The organism is Parvibaculum sp. MBR-TMA-1.3b-4.2 (genome assembly GCF_053628815.1).
In genome coordinates, this window is the sequence record NZ_JBRJHC010000001.1 from 1486880 (window position 1) to 1501345 (window position 14466).

General features: G+C 63.4%; 13 protein-coding genes. 6 read left to right on the forward strand and 7 right to left on the reverse strand.

All coding sequences use genetic code 11. The features are described 5' to 3' along the window. Positions 1–17: 17 nt before the first annotated feature. Complete coding sequence (locus ACSSVQ_RS07160; RefSeq protein ID WP_454181840.1) at positions 18–986, reverse strand: hypothetical protein; 969 nt, start codon at positions 984–986, stop codon at positions 18–20. A gap of 123 nt (positions 987–1109) precedes the next feature. Beyond that, positions 1110–1538 carry an HU family DNA-binding protein gene (locus ACSSVQ_RS07165; protein ID WP_454181842.1) on the reverse strand — a complete coding sequence of 143 codons (429 nt, stop codon included), beginning with the start codon at positions 1536–1538 and terminating at the stop codon, positions 1110–1112. Between the two features lie 426 nt (positions 1539–1964). On the opposite strand from ACSSVQ_RS07165, the gene ACSSVQ_RS07170 reads away from it, so the two are divergent. Continuing rightward, entirely contained in the window at positions 1965–2273 is a 309-nt protein-coding gene (locus ACSSVQ_RS07170; RefSeq protein ID WP_454181844.1) for a MazG-like family protein, read from the forward strand. 276 nt (positions 2274–2549) lie between these two features. Here the strand turns inward: ACSSVQ_RS07170 and ACSSVQ_RS07175 are convergent, their stop codons facing one another. Genes ACSSVQ_RS07175 through ACSSVQ_RS07185 form a run of 3 tightly spaced genes read right to left on the reverse strand, consistent with a single transcriptional unit; the run spans position 2550 to position 6155 of the window. Next, positions 2550–3509, reverse strand: a complete 960-nt coding sequence (locus ACSSVQ_RS07175; protein ID WP_454181846.1) for a ribonucleotide-diphosphate reductase subunit beta — start codon at positions 3507–3509, stop codon at positions 2550–2552. A 45-nt stretch (positions 3510–3554) separates the two neighbouring features. Continuing rightward, positions 3555–4145 (reverse strand): hypothetical protein, encoded by a 591-nt coding sequence (locus ACSSVQ_RS07180; protein WP_454181847.1) that lies wholly within the window; start codon positions 4143–4145, stop codon positions 3555–3557. Positions 4146–4166: 21 nt separating this feature from the next. Further along, positions 4167–6155, reverse strand: coding sequence for a ribonucleoside-diphosphate reductase subunit alpha (locus tag ACSSVQ_RS07185; RefSeq protein ID WP_454181849.1), 1989 nt, complete (start codon positions 6153–6155; stop codon positions 4167–4169). A gap of 451 nt (positions 6156–6606) precedes the next feature. Here ACSSVQ_RS07185 and pip point away from each other — a divergent pair, with 451 nt between their 5' ends. The 3 genes from pip (at position 6607) to ACSSVQ_RS07200 (ending at position 9610) form a co-directional block, all read left to right on the forward strand. Further along, a complete protein-coding gene (gene pip, locus ACSSVQ_RS07190) occupies positions 6607–7575 on the forward strand; it encodes a prolyl aminopeptidase (protein WP_454181851.1) in 969 nt (322 codons plus the stop codon). A 7-nt stretch (positions 7576–7582) separates the two neighbouring features. Beyond that, positions 7583–8335 (forward strand): type 1 glutamine amidotransferase, encoded by a 753-nt coding sequence (locus ACSSVQ_RS07195; protein WP_454181853.1) that lies wholly within the window; start codon positions 7583–7585, stop codon positions 8333–8335. A gap of 168 nt (positions 8336–8503) precedes the next feature. Continuing rightward, positions 8504–9610 (forward strand): FUSC family protein, encoded by a 1107-nt coding sequence (locus tag ACSSVQ_RS07200; protein WP_454181855.1) that lies wholly within the window; start codon positions 8504–8506, stop codon positions 9608–9610. Positions 9611–9771: 161 nt separating this feature from the next. Here ACSSVQ_RS07200 and ACSSVQ_RS07205 read toward each other — a convergent pair whose 3' ends face one another. Both ACSSVQ_RS07205 and ACSSVQ_RS07210 read right to left on the reverse strand, forming a co-directional pair. Further along, positions 9772–10542 carry an SDR family NAD(P)-dependent oxidoreductase gene (locus tag ACSSVQ_RS07205; protein ID WP_454181857.1) on the reverse strand — a complete coding sequence of 257 codons (771 nt, stop codon included), beginning with the start codon at positions 10540–10542 and terminating at the stop codon, positions 9772–9774. A 115-nt stretch (positions 10543–10657) separates the two neighbouring features. Next, a complete protein-coding gene (locus ACSSVQ_RS07210) occupies positions 10658–12508 on the reverse strand; it encodes a potassium/proton antiporter (protein ID WP_454181859.1) in 1851 nt (616 codons plus the stop codon). Between the two features lie 192 nt (positions 12509–12700). Here ACSSVQ_RS07210 and ACSSVQ_RS07215 point away from each other — a divergent pair, with 192 nt between their 5' ends. Together ACSSVQ_RS07215 and ACSSVQ_RS07220 are read left to right on the forward strand one after the other, a co-directional pair. Beyond that, positions 12701–13912, forward strand: coding sequence for an acyl-CoA dehydrogenase family protein (locus tag ACSSVQ_RS07215; RefSeq protein ID WP_454181860.1), 1212 nt, complete (start codon positions 12701–12703; stop codon positions 13910–13912). A gap of 85 nt (positions 13913–13997) precedes the next feature. Further along, complete coding sequence (locus tag ACSSVQ_RS07220) at positions 13998–14465, forward strand: GFA family protein (protein ID WP_454181862.1); 468 nt, start codon at positions 13998–14000, stop codon at positions 14463–14465. The last annotated feature ends 1 nt before the right edge of the window (position 14466 follow it).

Here is a 14466-nt window from a genome sequence, read left to right on the forward strand (position 1 = left end):
GGACTGTTTCAGACGCATTATTTGAGAGGGGGCAGCGCGTCCATGACGAGTTTCGGTTTGCGGTCCACGGTAAAGAGGCCCCATGCGCCCTCGGCAGGGTCAGGCGCGTCCACCCCCGGCGTCTCGTCATAGACGCGCCAGGGTGCATCGAAGGCGGCGAAACCGGCAAAGGCGCGGTTGCGGGAGGGCGGCATCTTCTCCTGCAGAGCCTTCCAGAATTCGGCCTGACGGGCGGGCGTGAAATTGCGCGAGGCGGGTTTCGTCGGCAGGCCCGTTTCTTTCACCAGGATGGGGCCGCAGTAAACGGCCGCGACCTGCCCGGTGACATCGACGACGAACTCCGCACCGTTCCTTGCCGGCGCATCGCGGAACCAGGGTTCGAAGGCGGGATGCATGTTTGCGAGCAGGAAGTCGAGCTTCCCGAGGACCGGTTTCGCTTCCGGCTTCAGCCACCAGGCGAAAGGCTCGGTCGCGCCGAGGGGCAGCGACGGCGCTTCTTTGCGCATATGGGCGATGGCTTTTGAAAGATCGTCCCAGCTTGCGCGCTGGCCGAAGACAAGCTCATTGCCGAGCGAGAGACCGACGACGAGATGCGGATGACGCTTTGCCGCGGCGAGCGCGCGGTCGATCTCGTTCCTGTCGGTAATGTCCCAGATGCCGAGAATGACTGCGCGGTAGCCGAGCTTCGCGGCGACATCCGGCACGCGGTCGAGCCCGTCCAGCGCGCCATAGGTGATGACACCATCGAACCACGGATGGAGCGCGACGAGATCGTCATGGATGCTCTTCTCGTCCGGCGTCGCCGTGCCTTCTCGCCATTTCTTCAGGCCCGTCGGCGAATAGGAGACGAAGCGGCCCGTCGCCATCGTGCCGCGCAACGTGTCGAGGCGGGGCTGCACGGCCTCGCGCTGTGCGCAGACGGGCGCCGCGTCCGCCATGTGAGGCAGCATGAGAAGGAGCAGGGAAAGGAACCACAGGTACCGCATGGGCCCGAGCTTAGCCGCCTATGAGGCGGTATCGTGGCACACGCCCCAAAGAAAACGCCCCGCCTGCGGAAAATCTCCGCGGACGGGGCGCCTGAAACTCAACTCGCCGTCAGGCGGGAAGGATCAGATCATTTCCTTCAGATCCTTGGCGACGCGGAACGCCACCTTCTTGGAGGCCTTGATCTTGATCGCTTCACCCGTGGCCGGGTTGCGGCCCATGCGGGCGGCGCGCTTGCGAACCTGCAGGATGCCAAGGCCTGTGAGACGGATCTTGTTGCCCTTCTTCAGGTTCTTCTGGGTCATGTCGACGAAATCCTGGAAGATTTCGTTCATCTGCTTCTTCGGCATCTCGTGCTTCTCGGCCAGTTCGGCGATGAGCTTAGACATCGGAATGGTGGGCGGCGTTGCGGGCTTCGCAGCCGTCGTCCTGGCAGCCGTGGTGCGGGCAGCCGGCTTCTTCGCAGCGGCGGCGGGCTTCTTGGCGGCAGCCGCAGGCTTCCTCGCGGCCGGTTTCTTGGCGGCGGGCTTCTTCGCAGCAGGTCTCGTTGCCATGGTCTTGATCCTCATTGCTGTGTTCGTTCACGCCACCCGGCCGCATCTTTTTTCCGATGACGGGTTGTCTTTCCGGATCGGGCGTCGCCCGAGAAAGACAAGCATGAACGAAGCAGTTTCCCCGGGACCACATGAGGGAAATCCCTCTTTGATGATAGCGACAGGTCCCTCGTGCCGAATCACCCGATAAACACCCAATTATCAGTCATGAATCTCACTCCGCAATAAGGGGATTGCGAGAAATGCCTGTCTGACAGGGGTTTTTCGTTCTTCAGGACGAGAAATCACCATGTGGAGGGCATTTTTCGCCCTGCAACATGCAAGGGCCTGCAGATTTTCGGATGCGCCCTGACGTGAGGTCATGCGTGCCGAAGGCGCTGCCACGCGCTACTCTTTCCCTTATCGAGACGATTTGGGGAGGAGAGAATGAGCGACGCGGCAAGCGAAACGCAGCAGAGCATTTGCGCATGGGCGGAAGAAACATTCGATCCTGCAAAGAGCGCGGCCACGCTCCATGCGCGCGCCCTGCCCGAGATGGAGGAACTCGCCGACGCATTGAGGACAGGCGACCGGCAAGAGGTCGCCCATGAGCTGGCGGATATCGTCATCCTGCTTTACCGCGTCGCGCAGGAGAGCGGCGTGGACCTGCACACGGCCATCGACGAGAAGATGGCGATCAACCGGGCGCGCCAATGGGTGCCCGCCGACGACGGCACGGGCCAGCATGTGAAGTAGCAAGGCAGCATTAGCGGAGAGGTGGATTGGGTCCCGGCAACGAGTGCCGGGACGACACTGGAGTTGGGTTTCCCTCAGAGGTCAAACAAGCGATGTCATCCCGGGACTTGTTCCCGGGATCCATTGGCGCCGCAGCAAGTGGATAGGCCAATGGGTCCCGGCCCTCCTTGCGTGTGAAGGTGGCCGGGATGACACTGTGTTTTGATTTTCTTCTTCCCCAAAAACAAAATGCCCGGGCGCTGGCCCGGGCATTTTTCGTTCCGCTTTGAAGAGCGCTCAGTCGAAGGCTTCTTCCCAGCTGCCTTGCGTGGAGGCCTTGGAGTACTCCGTCGCGCGGTTTTCGAAGAAGTTGGCGTGCTCAATGCCGTTGAGCATCTCGTCCATCCAGGGCAGCGGGTTCTTGTCCGTGCGGTAGATGGGCTGGAGGTGGAGCTGGGTCAGGCGGCGATCCGCGATGTAACGGATATACTGCTTCACCTGCCCGGCATCGAGGCCTTCCACGCCGCCCATCTCGAAGGCGAGGTCGATGAAGGCGTCCTCGTGGTCGATGATGGTTTCGCAGGCCTTGTAGATGTCGCGCTGCAGCTGATCGGTCCAGATTTCCGGGTTTTCTTCCACGAAGGTACGGAAGAGCTTCATGGCGGAGAGCGTGTGCAGCGTCTCGTCGCGGGCGGACCATGTCACGATCTGGCCCATGCCCTTCATCTTGTTGAAGCGCGGGAAGTTCATCAGGATCGCGAAGGAGGCGAAAAGCTGTACGCCTTCGGTGAAGGCGCCGAAGACCGCCAGCGTCTTGGCGATGTCTTCCTTGGTCTCCACACCCCATTCCTGCATGTAGTCGAACTTGTTCTTCATCTGCTCGTATTTCAGGAAGGCCTCGTATTCGGCTTCCGGCATGCCGATCGTATCGAGCAGATGGCTGTAGGCGGAGATGTGGATCGTCTCGATGTTGGAGAAGGCGGCCAGCATCATCTGCACTTCCGTGGGTTTGAAGACCCGCGAATAGTGCTTCATGTAGCAATTGTTCACCTCCACATCCGCCTGCACGAAGAAGCGGAAGATCTGGGTGAGGAGGTTGCGCTCGGACTCAGTGAGGTTCTTCGACCAGTCCTTCACGTCGTCGGCCAGCGGCACTTCCTCCGGCAGCCAGTGAATGCGCTGCTGGGTGAGCCAGGCATCATAGGCCCAAGGGTAACGGAAGGGCTTGTAGACGTGACGTTCTTCGAGAAGGGACATGGTGACCTCGCTCTCTTCCGATTTCTCTAATGGGCCTCAGCCGTTTCAGGGTCGGCGAGGCTGGTCGTTCATTCTGCGACAGGTCAGGCAATAAGCGCCATGCCCGTCATCGTCTTCATGGCAATTCGTTCGATCTATCTCGCGCCAGCCAAGTTTTGACTTGTCGCGCTCGAAGGCCTTTTCGGCAACTTGAACAAATGGCGCGGTCTCTATCCGAATGCGTTCGATGCGCCAGTCGTAGATCAATCCCGGACTCTTCGCTCGCCTACCGTACTTCTCCTGATAGGAGAAATGGTCGACGCAGTAAGAGAGCACTCCTTCAACCCAGTCTCCCTTTCGGAATCCCGGTGACGCACCCCGCAAACCCAGCTCCCGATAGGCGCAGATTCCTGCATCAAGAGCCAGCCACTCCTCATCAACATGGATGACCTCCCCCACCACGTTGTACTGAGGAAAGTCCTTGCCTCCCTTTCGCCGGTAGGAAGCCGCCGGCCTGGAAGGATGCGGCAGCTTCGCGAGGTCTTCGGAGAAAAATTCCACCGCGAAGCTGTATTCACGCCCTACCTCGAGGTCAGGGTAATTGCCGTCCTGAACGATCCATGCATCAAGGCCGATCTCCAGAAGTTCCGGAACCACATAACCGCTCCCAAGCAATCCCTACTGACAGGCGAGGCATTCCTCGTAGTCGTTCTGCTCGGCCGGGTTGGGGCGGCGCGCTTCGGCGGCGACGTCTTCCAGCGATTTCACTTCCATCTTGGCGACCGGGGCCAGCGTGCTGGCGGCCGGACGTTCGGCGCGTTCGGCGCGCTGGATGGAGAGCGAGCGGCAGTAATAGAGGCTCTTCACGCCCTTCTTCCAGGCCTGCAGGTGAAGCTGGTGCAGCTCGCGCTTGTGCACGTCGGCGGCCAGGAAGATGTTGACGGACTGCGCCTGGTCGATCTTCGAGGCGCGGTCGCCGGCATGCTCGATCACCCAGCGCTGGTCGAGTTCGAAGGCGGTCTTGAAGACGTCCTTCTCCTCATCGCTCAGGAAGTCGAGTTCCACGACCGAGCCGCCATTCGTCACGATGGTGGACCAGGTTTCGTCGTCGTTGCGGCCCTTGGATTCCAGCAGCTTCGTCAGGTGACGGTTGCGGACATTGAAGGAGCCCGACAGCGTCTTGTGCGTGAAGCTGTTCGCCGCGATGGGCTCGATGCCCGGCGAGGTGCCGCCGCAGATGATGGAGATGGACGCGGTCGGCGCGATGGCCGTCTTGTTGGAGAAGCGTTCCATCATGCCGTAATCGGCCGCATCCGGGCAGGGACCGCGCTCTTCCGCCAGCTTGCGGGAGGCAGCGTTCACGCCCTTGTTGATGATGTCGAACATCTTGTTGTTCCACACCTTCGCCATCACGCCCTCGAAGGGGATCATGTTGGCCTGAAGGAAGGAGTGGAAGCCCATCACGCCGAGGCCGACGGAGCGTTCGCGCGCGGCGGCGTATTTGGCCTTGGCCATTTCGTCGGGCGCGCGGTCGATGAAGTCCTGCAGCACATTGTCGAGGAAGCGCATGACATCCTCGATGAACTGCTCATTGTCCTGCCACTCGAAATAGGTTTCGAGGTTGAGCGAGGACAGGCAGCACACCGCGGTGCGGTCGTTGCCGAGGTGGTCGCGGCCCGTGGGCAGCGTGATCTCGGCGCAGAGATTGGAGGTCTTGACCTCGAGGCCCGCGAGCTTGTGATGCTCGGGGCGGGCGTTGTTCACCGTGTCCTTGTAGATGACATAGGGCTCGCCGGTTTCGATGCGCGCCATCAGCAGGCGGATCCAGAGCGAGCGGGCGGAGATGGTCTTCTGGACCGTGCCGTCCTTCGGGCTCAGCAGCGACCATTCGCTGTCGGTCTCGACCGCGCGCATGAAGGCGTCCGAGACGAGGACGCCGTGATGCAGGTTCAGCGCCTTGCGGTTCGGGTCGCCGCCGGTGGGACGGCGGATCTCGATGAATTCCTCGATCTCGGGATGGTCGACCGGCAGATAGACCGCCGCCGAGCCGCGACGGAGCGAGCCCTGGCTGATCGCCAGCGTCAGCGAATCCATCACGCGGATGAAGGGAATGATGCCGGAGGTCTTGCCGACACCGCCGACCGTCTCGCCGATGGAGCGCAGATTGCCCCAATAGGAGCCGATACCGCCGCCCTTGGCCGCGAGCCAGACATTCTCGTTCCAGAGGCCGACAATGCCGTTGAGGTTGTCGGTCGCCTCATTGAGGAAGCAGGAAATGGGCAGTCCGCGCTGCGTGCCGCCATTGGACAGGACGGGCGTCGCGGGCATGAACCAGAGGCGCGAAATATAGTCGTAAAGGCGCTGCGCATGAGCGGCATCGTCGCCGTAATAGGAGGCGACGCGGGCAAAGAGATCCTGGAAGCTCTCGCCCGGCATCAGATAGCGGTCCTTCAGCGTCGCCTTGCCGAAATCGGTCAGCAGCGCATCGCGGCTGTAATCGACCTTCACGCGGTGCTTGGGCCCCACCTGCACCGCCTGGTCGTCGTCGCCGAAAGGCATTTCCGGCTCGGCCACCACGCCCATGTCGCCGCGCGGGCGCACCCGGCTGCGCTCGACAGCGCCCTCGCCGGTGACGATGGCGGAAAGACGGGCCTCAATCTCACTCATATCGATTGCCTTACTCGTGTCGTTCAGCATGTCATCCCCCAATTCGACCTGCCCACCGCCGCGTGATGCAGGCAAAGAGTGACCGATCCGGCGCCCGCATGACGGTCGCCATTCCTCTGCCCGGAGCGGGCAGATAACGCTGTGAATTCGGTGTTTACGCCGCCGCCTGCGAACCCCCTTGGCGATCCCCTATTTGGCGTCGGCGCGTCCAGATATAGTAGCTGCTTCGCTCCAAGATGCAATCGCTTGTGGAGGGGTCGAGTCGAATTTTTAGTTAACCGATTCCCCAAATCGCATGACGAGGGCGATAAAATTTTGTGACAGCAAAGGTTTAGCCCTCCGCAGCGGCATGCAGATTTTTTCGGGCACCCCGAGATTGACGGCGGGCATCGGCGCGCGCCTAACTGTTCGCTATATATAGTGTCCCGCCCCGCCCCCGGAGAGTATCGAAATGCCCGACATGACCGCCGACCGCCGCTCGCTCTACCCCGAAATCGAGCCCTACAACACAGGCATGCTGGAGGTTTCCGGCCTTCACACGATCTATTTCGAGGAATGCGGGAACCCCAAGGGCAAGCCGGTCGTGATCGTGCATGGGGGCCCGGGCGGCGGCTCCAACCCGACCATGCGCCGCACCCATAACCCTGACGCCTATCGCATCATCCTGTTCGACCAGCGCGGCTGCGGGAAATCGACCCCGCATGCGGAACTGCGCGAGAACACGACCTGGGACCTCGTCGCCGATATGGAGCGGCTGCGCGCACATCTGGGCATCGACAAATGGCAGCTCTGCGGCGGCTCATGGGGGTCCACCCTGTCGCTGGCTTACGCGGAAACCCACCCGGACCGCGTCACCGAGATCATCCTGCGCGGCATCTTCACGCTGCGCGAGCGGGAGCTCGACTGGTTCTACCAGCAGGGCACGGATGCGCTTTTTCCCGATGCATGGGAGGGGTTCGTCGCGCCGATTCCCGAAGCGGAGCGCGGGAACCTGATGGCCGCCTATTACAAGCGGCTGACCGGGGACAATGAGGCCGAAAAGATCGCCTGCGCCAAGGCCTGGAGCATCTGGGAGGGGACGACGCTCTCTCTCATGTCCGACCCGGAACGGGTGAAGCGCTTCGCGGACGGGCATTTCGCCCTCGCCTTTGCGCGGATCGAATGCCATTTCTTCATGAATCAGGGCTTCTTCAAGCCGCAGGACCAGCTGATGCGCGATGCGGGCAAGCTCAACGGCATTCCGGGCGTGATCGCGCAAGGCCGCTACGATGTGGTGACGCCGATGTTCACCGCCTGGGAACTCTCCAAGGCGTGGGAGACGGGCGAGCTTCACATCGTGCCCGACGCAGGCCATACGGCGACCGAGCCCGGCATTGTGGATGTGATGGTGCGGGCCGCCGACCGCTTCGCGAAGGCGTGACGCAACGATGCATATTCTCTATCTCGTGAATGCCGCGGATTGCGGGCCGGGTGTGCTTCTCGACGAAGCGCATGAGGCGGGCGCGGATGCAACGCTCATCCTTACCACCGAGCAGCGCGACATGACGAGCGGCGAGACGCGCGACGTGCCGTCCGAGGCGGACGACTTCGATGCGATGGTGGTGCTGGGCGGGCCGATGGGGGTCTATGAAGAGGCGGATTATCCCTTCATCGACAAGACGCGGGCGCTCATCCATCGCTTCCATGAGGCCGAGAAGCCGATCATGGGCGTGTGCCTCGGCGCACAGATCGTCGCCAGTGCGTTCGGCGCGCCCGTCTACAAGATGAAAGAAAAGCTCGCGGTGCGGGAGGAATGGGGGTTCCTGCCGCAGTCATGGCTGCCGGAAGCGGCGCGCGATCCGCTGCTTTCCGATGCCGAGCCCGAGCTTCGCCTGATGCAGTGGCATGGCGACACTTTTGATATGCCCGACGACATATCCGGAGGCGTGGTGCCGCTTTCGACGCGGGAGGGATGCCCGAGCCAGTCCTTCCGGATCGGCGAAAAGACCTATGCGTTCCAGTTCCATCTGGAGGTGACGCGGGACATCCTCGACGAATGGTCGGCTTTCCGCGCCAAGGCGCTCGACCGGCCCAAGGCGGAGATCGATGCGCTCATCGAACCGCAGATCGCGGCGTCGCTCGATGCGCAGGAAGTCTTTGCGCGCCGCGTGATGCGGCGCTGGATGGGGCTCAGAGGGTAAGACCTCCACCTCCCTGTCAGCCCTGGGCTACGTCCCGGGGTCCAGAGCCGCATATTCCGAGCGCGCGGCCCTGGATCCCGGCCACCTTACAATGCAAGGAGGGGCCGGGATGACAGTTCGGGTATGGTCGGAAAATGAAGCGGACGGTCGATCAGGAGACATGAGGCGATGACACTCAAAGCGATCCGAGCGCGGCTTCGCAACGCCCTGCCCCTGCTCTACCGGTTCAACCCGACGGGGCTTCGCTTTGCGCTGCGCGTGGTGATTGCCGCGCTCGCCGCCTATGGGCTTGCCCGCGTGCTGAACCTTCCCTTCGGCTATTGGGCGGTCATCACCGCCGTCATCGTCATGCAGGGCAATATCGGCGGCTCGTTGAAGGCGGCGCGGGAACGCTTCATCGGCACCGCGCTCGGCGCCGTGCTCGGCTTTCTCGTTACGCTCATTCCCCTGGGACCGGACTATCAATGGGTGAAGCTCGCGCTTGCCCTCGGCGCATCGGCCTATGTGGTGAGCCTCGATGCACGGTTTCGCGTGGCGCCCATCACCGCCATCATCACGCTCATCGTGCCGCAGACCGGCGTCTCCGCCCTCGCGGCGGCGATAGACCGGGTGATCGAAATCCTGCTCGGCGGCGCCATCGGCGTGATCGTGGCGCTTACCGTGCTGCCGGAGCGCGCGAACCGAACGCTGGTCAAACGCATCGCGACGGTGCTGCGGCAACTTTCGCAGATGCTCGCCATCGACATGAAAGGGCTGCACGAGCCGCGCGACGATGCGGCGCTGAGCGACCTCATCGAGACGAGCCGGGACCAGATCAAGGCATCGGCGACGCTGGCGGAGGAAAGCTCCGGCGAGCAGGCGGCGCGGCTGACCCGCGGCCCCTCAGCCGATGCGCTGGTGCGCACGACGCGGCGCGTGCGGGTGAACCTCATCATGATCGCGCGGGCGACGCGCGAGCCCTGGCCTCCCGAGGCCGATGCACAGCTCGGCAAGATGTTCGACAGTCTGGGCCAGACCATCGCCGGTCATCTGAGCGCGCAGGCCGACGCGCTGGAAGCGGGCCGACGCGTCGAGCGTGAGGATGGCTGGGAAGCGGCCTTCGAGACCTTCGAGGATCACATGGCCGCCTTCCGCGCGAACAAGGCGAACGATGCACTGCCGACAGAGCTCATGTCGCGCATCTTTTCGCTCGCCTTCGCCGTGCGGCAGGTGAAGGCCGACCTCGCCGATCTTGACGACCGCATCGACGAATTCGGCGGGACGCAGCGCGGGTAAGCGATGCGGGCGGCGTTGGATGCGCTTGCCGAGTATCTTTCCCTCTTTTGTCACCCCGGGCTACGTCCCGGGGTCCAGAGCCGCATATTCCGCACTTGCGGCCCCTGGATCCCGGCCACCTTAATGTTTGAAGGAGGGCCGGGATGACAGTTTGGGCAAGATCAGAAGTTGACCCGACCCGTCATGGCGCCGTCGACCACCATGTTGATGCCGGTGGTGAAGGAGGACATGGGGCTCGACAGGAAGACCGCCGCGTTGGCGATATCCTGCGGCGTTGCCATGCGGCCCGTCGGGTTGCGCGACATGGCGTCCTTGAAGGTGTCGGGCATGTGCTGCTCGATCATGTCCCAGACGCCCCCCTTGAAATAGACCGTGCCGGGCGAAACCGTGTTCACGCGCACATGCTTTGCCGCATTCGCCTTGGCGAGGCCCTTGGCCAGATGGATCTGGGAGGCCTTCATCGCGCCATAGGCATTGCCGCCGCTGGTTTCGGCAGCCGAAATCGAAGAGATGAAGACAGCGGAGGCATCGCCGTTCTTCTCCGCAGCCTTTTCAAGGAAGGGAGCCGCCGCCTCGAAGGCGTTCACCGCGCCCATGACGTCGATCTCGAAGCATTTGCGCCAGCTTTCCTCATCCATGCCGTTGGCGAGCGCGGAGGCGTTGGCGACGAGAATGTCGAGGCCGCCCATGTCTTTGGCGGCCTTTTCGATCCAGGCCTTGAGGCCCGCGCCGTCGGCGATGTCGGCGACGCCGCCCCAGGCGTTCACGCCCTTGGCCTTGAGCGCGGCGACGGCTTCGTCCACCTGATCCTGATTGCGGGCGCAGAGCGCGATATCGGCGCCTTCCGCCGCCAGTGTTTCGGCAATGGCGCGCCCGATGCCGCGCGTGCCGCCGGTGACGATGGCCTTCTTGCCCTTGAGTTGCAGATCCATTTTAGCCTCCCTCGATGATTGTTTTCTTGGCGGCACCTTAGACCGAGAGGGACGGGAAACGAAATGGCGGGGTGGGCCTTACGGCCCTCCTCGGGATGAGGCGCGGCGCAGGAAGTCAGTTCCCGCTGCTGTCGATGAAGAATGTGTCGCGGATCGAGCGCCAAGTGTCGGCTGCGCGCATACGCAGACGGGAGACGAGGGTCACGGGCAGCGCGGGCTCAAGATCGACGCCGAGGCGCGTGATGTGCTCTTCCTCCACGGCGAGCACGACCAGCTCCACCGGCCCGAGAGCGAGCTTCGCGCCCGTCGCCAGATTTTTGTCACCGAGACGGGAGCGCATGAGGTCGGCAATCGGGCGATCGGCCTCATGGGGCGTGACGCCGAAATCATAAAGCCCGGCGACCTCGGCCGCATTGGCTTGCGGGTCGAGCTCGAAGTCGATGGTCACGGGATCTGAGGCCTCGCGGCGCAGCCGCCGCGCCCCGAACAGGCGGTCGAATTGCGCCGTCTTGTCGCCCGAGGCGAGCAGCAGCACGAAATCATCGGGCTTGAGGCCGTCCGCCGGGAGGCCCTGATGCACGGCGCCTTCGCGCATCACGGAAATGATTTCGCTCTCCGCGGGCAGCGGCACGCGGCGCATGGGCCGGCGCGCGACAAGGCTCATCGGGTCGACCGTATAGGCGAGCACGCTGCGGCCCGCTTCCATCGGCAGGTCGAGTTCCGCACGCGAGCGCGCCCGGGGCCTTGGCGGCAATTCGACGCCGGTCAGCCTTGCCGCGACGCCGATGGTCCAGCCCTGCACCACGAGCGAGGTCAGCACGACGATGAAGACGACACCGAAGATTTCATGCGCGAAGGGGACGTTTTCCAGAACCGGGATCGTGCCGAGGAAGATGGGCACCACACCGCGCAGGCCCACCCAGGAAACGAAGCCGAGTTCGCGCGCGGTGTAGCCGAACGGCCCGAGACAAAGCAGCGTCGCCACGGGGCGCGCGACGAGAATGAGCACGGCGGAAATCGCCAGCGAGGGCAGCAGAATGGGCATCAGGTCGGTCGGCGTGACCAAGAGGCCCATCATCAGGAACATGACGATCTGGGAGAGCCAGGCGAGCCCGTCGGAAAAGCGGCTGATTTCATTGGTGGCGCGATGCGGCGCATTGCCCAGCGTGAAGCCGACGAGAAAGATCGCCAGAAAGCCGCTCGCGCCGAGGCTTTGCGCGGCGCCGAAGACGACGAGGCCCAGCGCGACCGCCAGAATGGGGTAAAGGCCCGGCGAGAGGTTCAGCCGGTTCACCGCGCGGCGCACCAGCGCGCCGCCGATGACGCCGAAAAAGAGACCGCCCGCAAACTGCCAGAGGAAATCGAGGGCAAGCTCCAGCGCAAGATCGAGCCCCGTCGCCTGCAGGTTCGCGCCCGTCAGGGCGCCGCCGCCCGCCGACAGGACCGCGACGAAAGCGAGCGTCAGGAAAATCGCCATCGGGTCGTTGAGGCCCGATTCCACTTCCAGCGTGGCGGCAACGCGCGGGCGCAGGCGCAAGCCCTTCAGATGGAGCAGGAAGAAGACCGCCGCCGCGTCGGTGGAGCCGACAATGGCGCCGATCAGCAGCGCGGTCGGCCAGCCCGTATCGAAGACCAGCCAGGCGGTGGCGCCGGTGATGCCCGCGGTGACGATCACGCCCAGCGTCGCCAGCCCGACGGAGACGGAGAAGGCCCGCGAAAGCGCCTCGCGCGTGGTCCGCAAGCCGCCGTCGAACAGGATCAGGGCCAGGCCGATGGAACCTGCGAGATAGGCCAGCGAAAAATCGTCGAAGCCGATACCGCCCAGCCCGTCCTCCCCCGCCAGCATGCCGAGCGCCAGAAAGACGAGCAGCAGCGGCGCGCCGACCCGCGAGGAGGCCACCCCGGCGAAAATCGCGAAGGTGACCATGGCGCCGGCGACGAGGATGAACTCATTGGCAAATTGCATTCGGTGGGCGGTCTCCTAAGTAGCTCGGAATTTCGTCTGCCGGAACGCCCGACGCGGGCCGGGCGGGACGCGCGCGGGAAGTTGGCGACAAAAAGTCAGTATCGCCTATAATTCGGGCAAGAGGCAGGCCGAACAAGGCATTGCCGCCAGAAGAACAACAAAAGCCGAATAAAGAAAGAGGGGAGGATCATCATGGATCTCGCCATGCGGGAAGAGGATGTCGCGTTCCGGGACGAGGTGCGCGCATTCCTGAAGGAAAACCTCACGGACGATCTGAAAGCCCATGCGAAGCTGACGCCCGGCATTCTGGCCGATCAGGATTTGCGGGTGGAATGGCTGAAGCGGCTCCACAAGCGCGGCTGGGCCGCGCCGAGCTGGCCGAAGAAATATGGCGGCGCGGGCTTCAACGTGATGCAGCGTTTCATCTGGGCGTCGGAATGTTCCGCCGCGGGTGCGCCGGCCGGTTCCAACATGGGTCTTTCCATGGTCGGGCCGACGCTGATGGGCCACGGCACGAAGGAACAGCTCGACCATTACCTGCCGCGCATTCTCGACGGCACGGACTGGTGGTGCCAGGGCTATTCGGAACCCGGCTCCGGTTCCGACCTTGCCTCTCTCCAGTGCAAGGCGACGTCGGACGGCGACGACTACATCATCAACGGCACGAAGATCTGGACCACGGGCGCGCATCAGTCGAACAAGATGTTCTGCCTCGTGCGGACCGACCCGAATGCGGAAAAGAAGCAGCAGGGCATTTCCTTCATCCTGATCGACGACTTCCCGGCGGAAGGCATCAAGATCGACCCGATCATCACGCTGGCGGGCGACCATGAAGTGAACCAGGTCTTCTTCGACGATGTGCGCGTGCCGAAGAAGAACCGCGTCGGCAAGGAAAACGAAGGCTGGACGGTCGCCAAATATCTGCTCGAGTTCGAACGCGGCGGCGCGGCGCATGGCGCAGCGCTTCGCAATGCGCTGAACCGGCTGCGCGCGATGGCCGATACCGAACAGACCGGCGGCGGCGGCAAGCTGATCGACGATCCGGCCTTCCGCCGCAAGATCGACGAGACGGAAGTGGAAGTGACCTCGGTGGAGTTCACCGAGCACCGCATCATGTCGCAGCTGTCGAACGGGCAGAACCCGGGCGCGGCGGCCTCGATCATCAAGCTCAAGGGTGCCGACACCAACCAGAAGATCACCGAGCTCGCGGTGGAGGCGATCGCCTATTACGCGCAGCCGGATGTGATCGAAGCCCGCACCTGGGGCGCGAATGTACCGCCGGTGGGACCGGATCACACGCTGATGGTGATGCCGAAATATCTCAACACCCGCGCGCAGACGATTTTCGGCGGCTCGAACGAGGTCCAGCGCAACATCATGGCGAAGGCCGTGCTGGGGCTTTAAGGGCCCTGCCTATCGTTCCCGATTGCTGTCATCCCGGCTTCATGCCGGGGTGACAGTATTTGTATAATGGACGAGGAGCGCACCGATGAGCGACTGGAAGCTTCCATGGGACGGCGGATGCCGCTGCGGGCGGGTGCGCTTTCAGGTGACGGCGCCGCCCGTCGTGACCATGGCGTGCCATTGCACCGGTTGCCAGCGCATGACGGCCAGCGCCTTCTCTCTCAGCCTGCTGACGCCAGCGGACGGGTTCACGGTGACGAAAGGCGAGCCCGTCATCGGCGGACTTCACGGGGCGACTCGGCATTCCTTCTGTCCGCATTGCATGAGTTGGATGTTCACGCGCCCCGAAGGCGCCGACGCCTTCGTCAATGTGCGGGCGACCCTGCTCGATGACGCAAGCTGGTTCGAACCTTTCATGGAAACCTATACGAGCGAAAAGCTGCCATGGGCGACGACGCCCGCCGCGCACAGCTTTTCCGAATTTCCGGCGATGGAAGACTATCCCGCGCTGATGAAAGAGTTCGCGGAGAAAGGCGCACGACCCAGGGGCTGAG

What these genes read in the sequence shown, in the direction of transcription:
- ACSSVQ_RS07160 (WP_454181840.1), bottom strand. Translation starts at nt 986, where the DNA reads ATGCGGTACCTGTGGTTCCTTTCCCTGCTCCTTCTCATGCTGCCTCAC.
- ACSSVQ_RS07165 (WP_454181842.1), bottom strand. Translation starts at nt 1,538, where the DNA reads ATGGCAACGAGACCTGCTGCGAAGAAGCCCGCCGCCAAGAAACCGGCC.
- ACSSVQ_RS07170 (WP_454181844.1), top strand. Translation starts at nt 1,965, where the DNA reads ATGAGCGACGCGGCAAGCGAAACGCAGCAGAGCATTTGCGCATGGGCG.
- ACSSVQ_RS07175 (WP_454181846.1), bottom strand. Translation starts at nt 3,509, where the DNA reads ATGTCCCTTCTCGAAGAACGTCACGTCTACAAGCCCTTCCGTTACCCT.
- ACSSVQ_RS07185 (WP_454181849.1), bottom strand. Translation starts at nt 6,155, where the DNA reads ATGAGTGAGATTGAGGCCCGTCTTTCCGCCATCGTCACCGGCGAGGGC.
- pip (WP_454181851.1), top strand. Translation starts at nt 6,607, where the DNA reads ATGCCCGACATGACCGCCGACCGCCGCTCGCTCTACCCCGAAATCGAG.
- ACSSVQ_RS07195 (WP_454181853.1), top strand. Translation starts at nt 7,583, where the DNA reads ATGCATATTCTCTATCTCGTGAATGCCGCGGATTGCGGGCCGGGTGTG.
- ACSSVQ_RS07200 (WP_454181855.1), top strand. Translation starts at nt 8,504, where the DNA reads ATGACACTCAAAGCGATCCGAGCGCGGCTTCGCAACGCCCTGCCCCTG.
- ACSSVQ_RS07205 (WP_454181857.1), bottom strand. Translation starts at nt 10,542, where the DNA reads ATGGATCTGCAACTCAAGGGCAAGAAGGCCATCGTCACCGGCGGCACG.
- ACSSVQ_RS07210 (WP_454181859.1), bottom strand. Translation starts at nt 12,508, where the DNA reads ATGCAATTTGCCAATGAGTTCATCCTCGTCGCCGGCGCCATGGTCACC.
- ACSSVQ_RS07215 (WP_454181860.1), top strand. Translation starts at nt 12,701, where the DNA reads ATGGATCTCGCCATGCGGGAAGAGGATGTCGCGTTCCGGGACGAGGTG.
- ACSSVQ_RS07220 (WP_454181862.1), top strand. Translation starts at nt 13,998, where the DNA reads ATGAGCGACTGGAAGCTTCCATGGGACGGCGGATGCCGCTGCGGGCGG.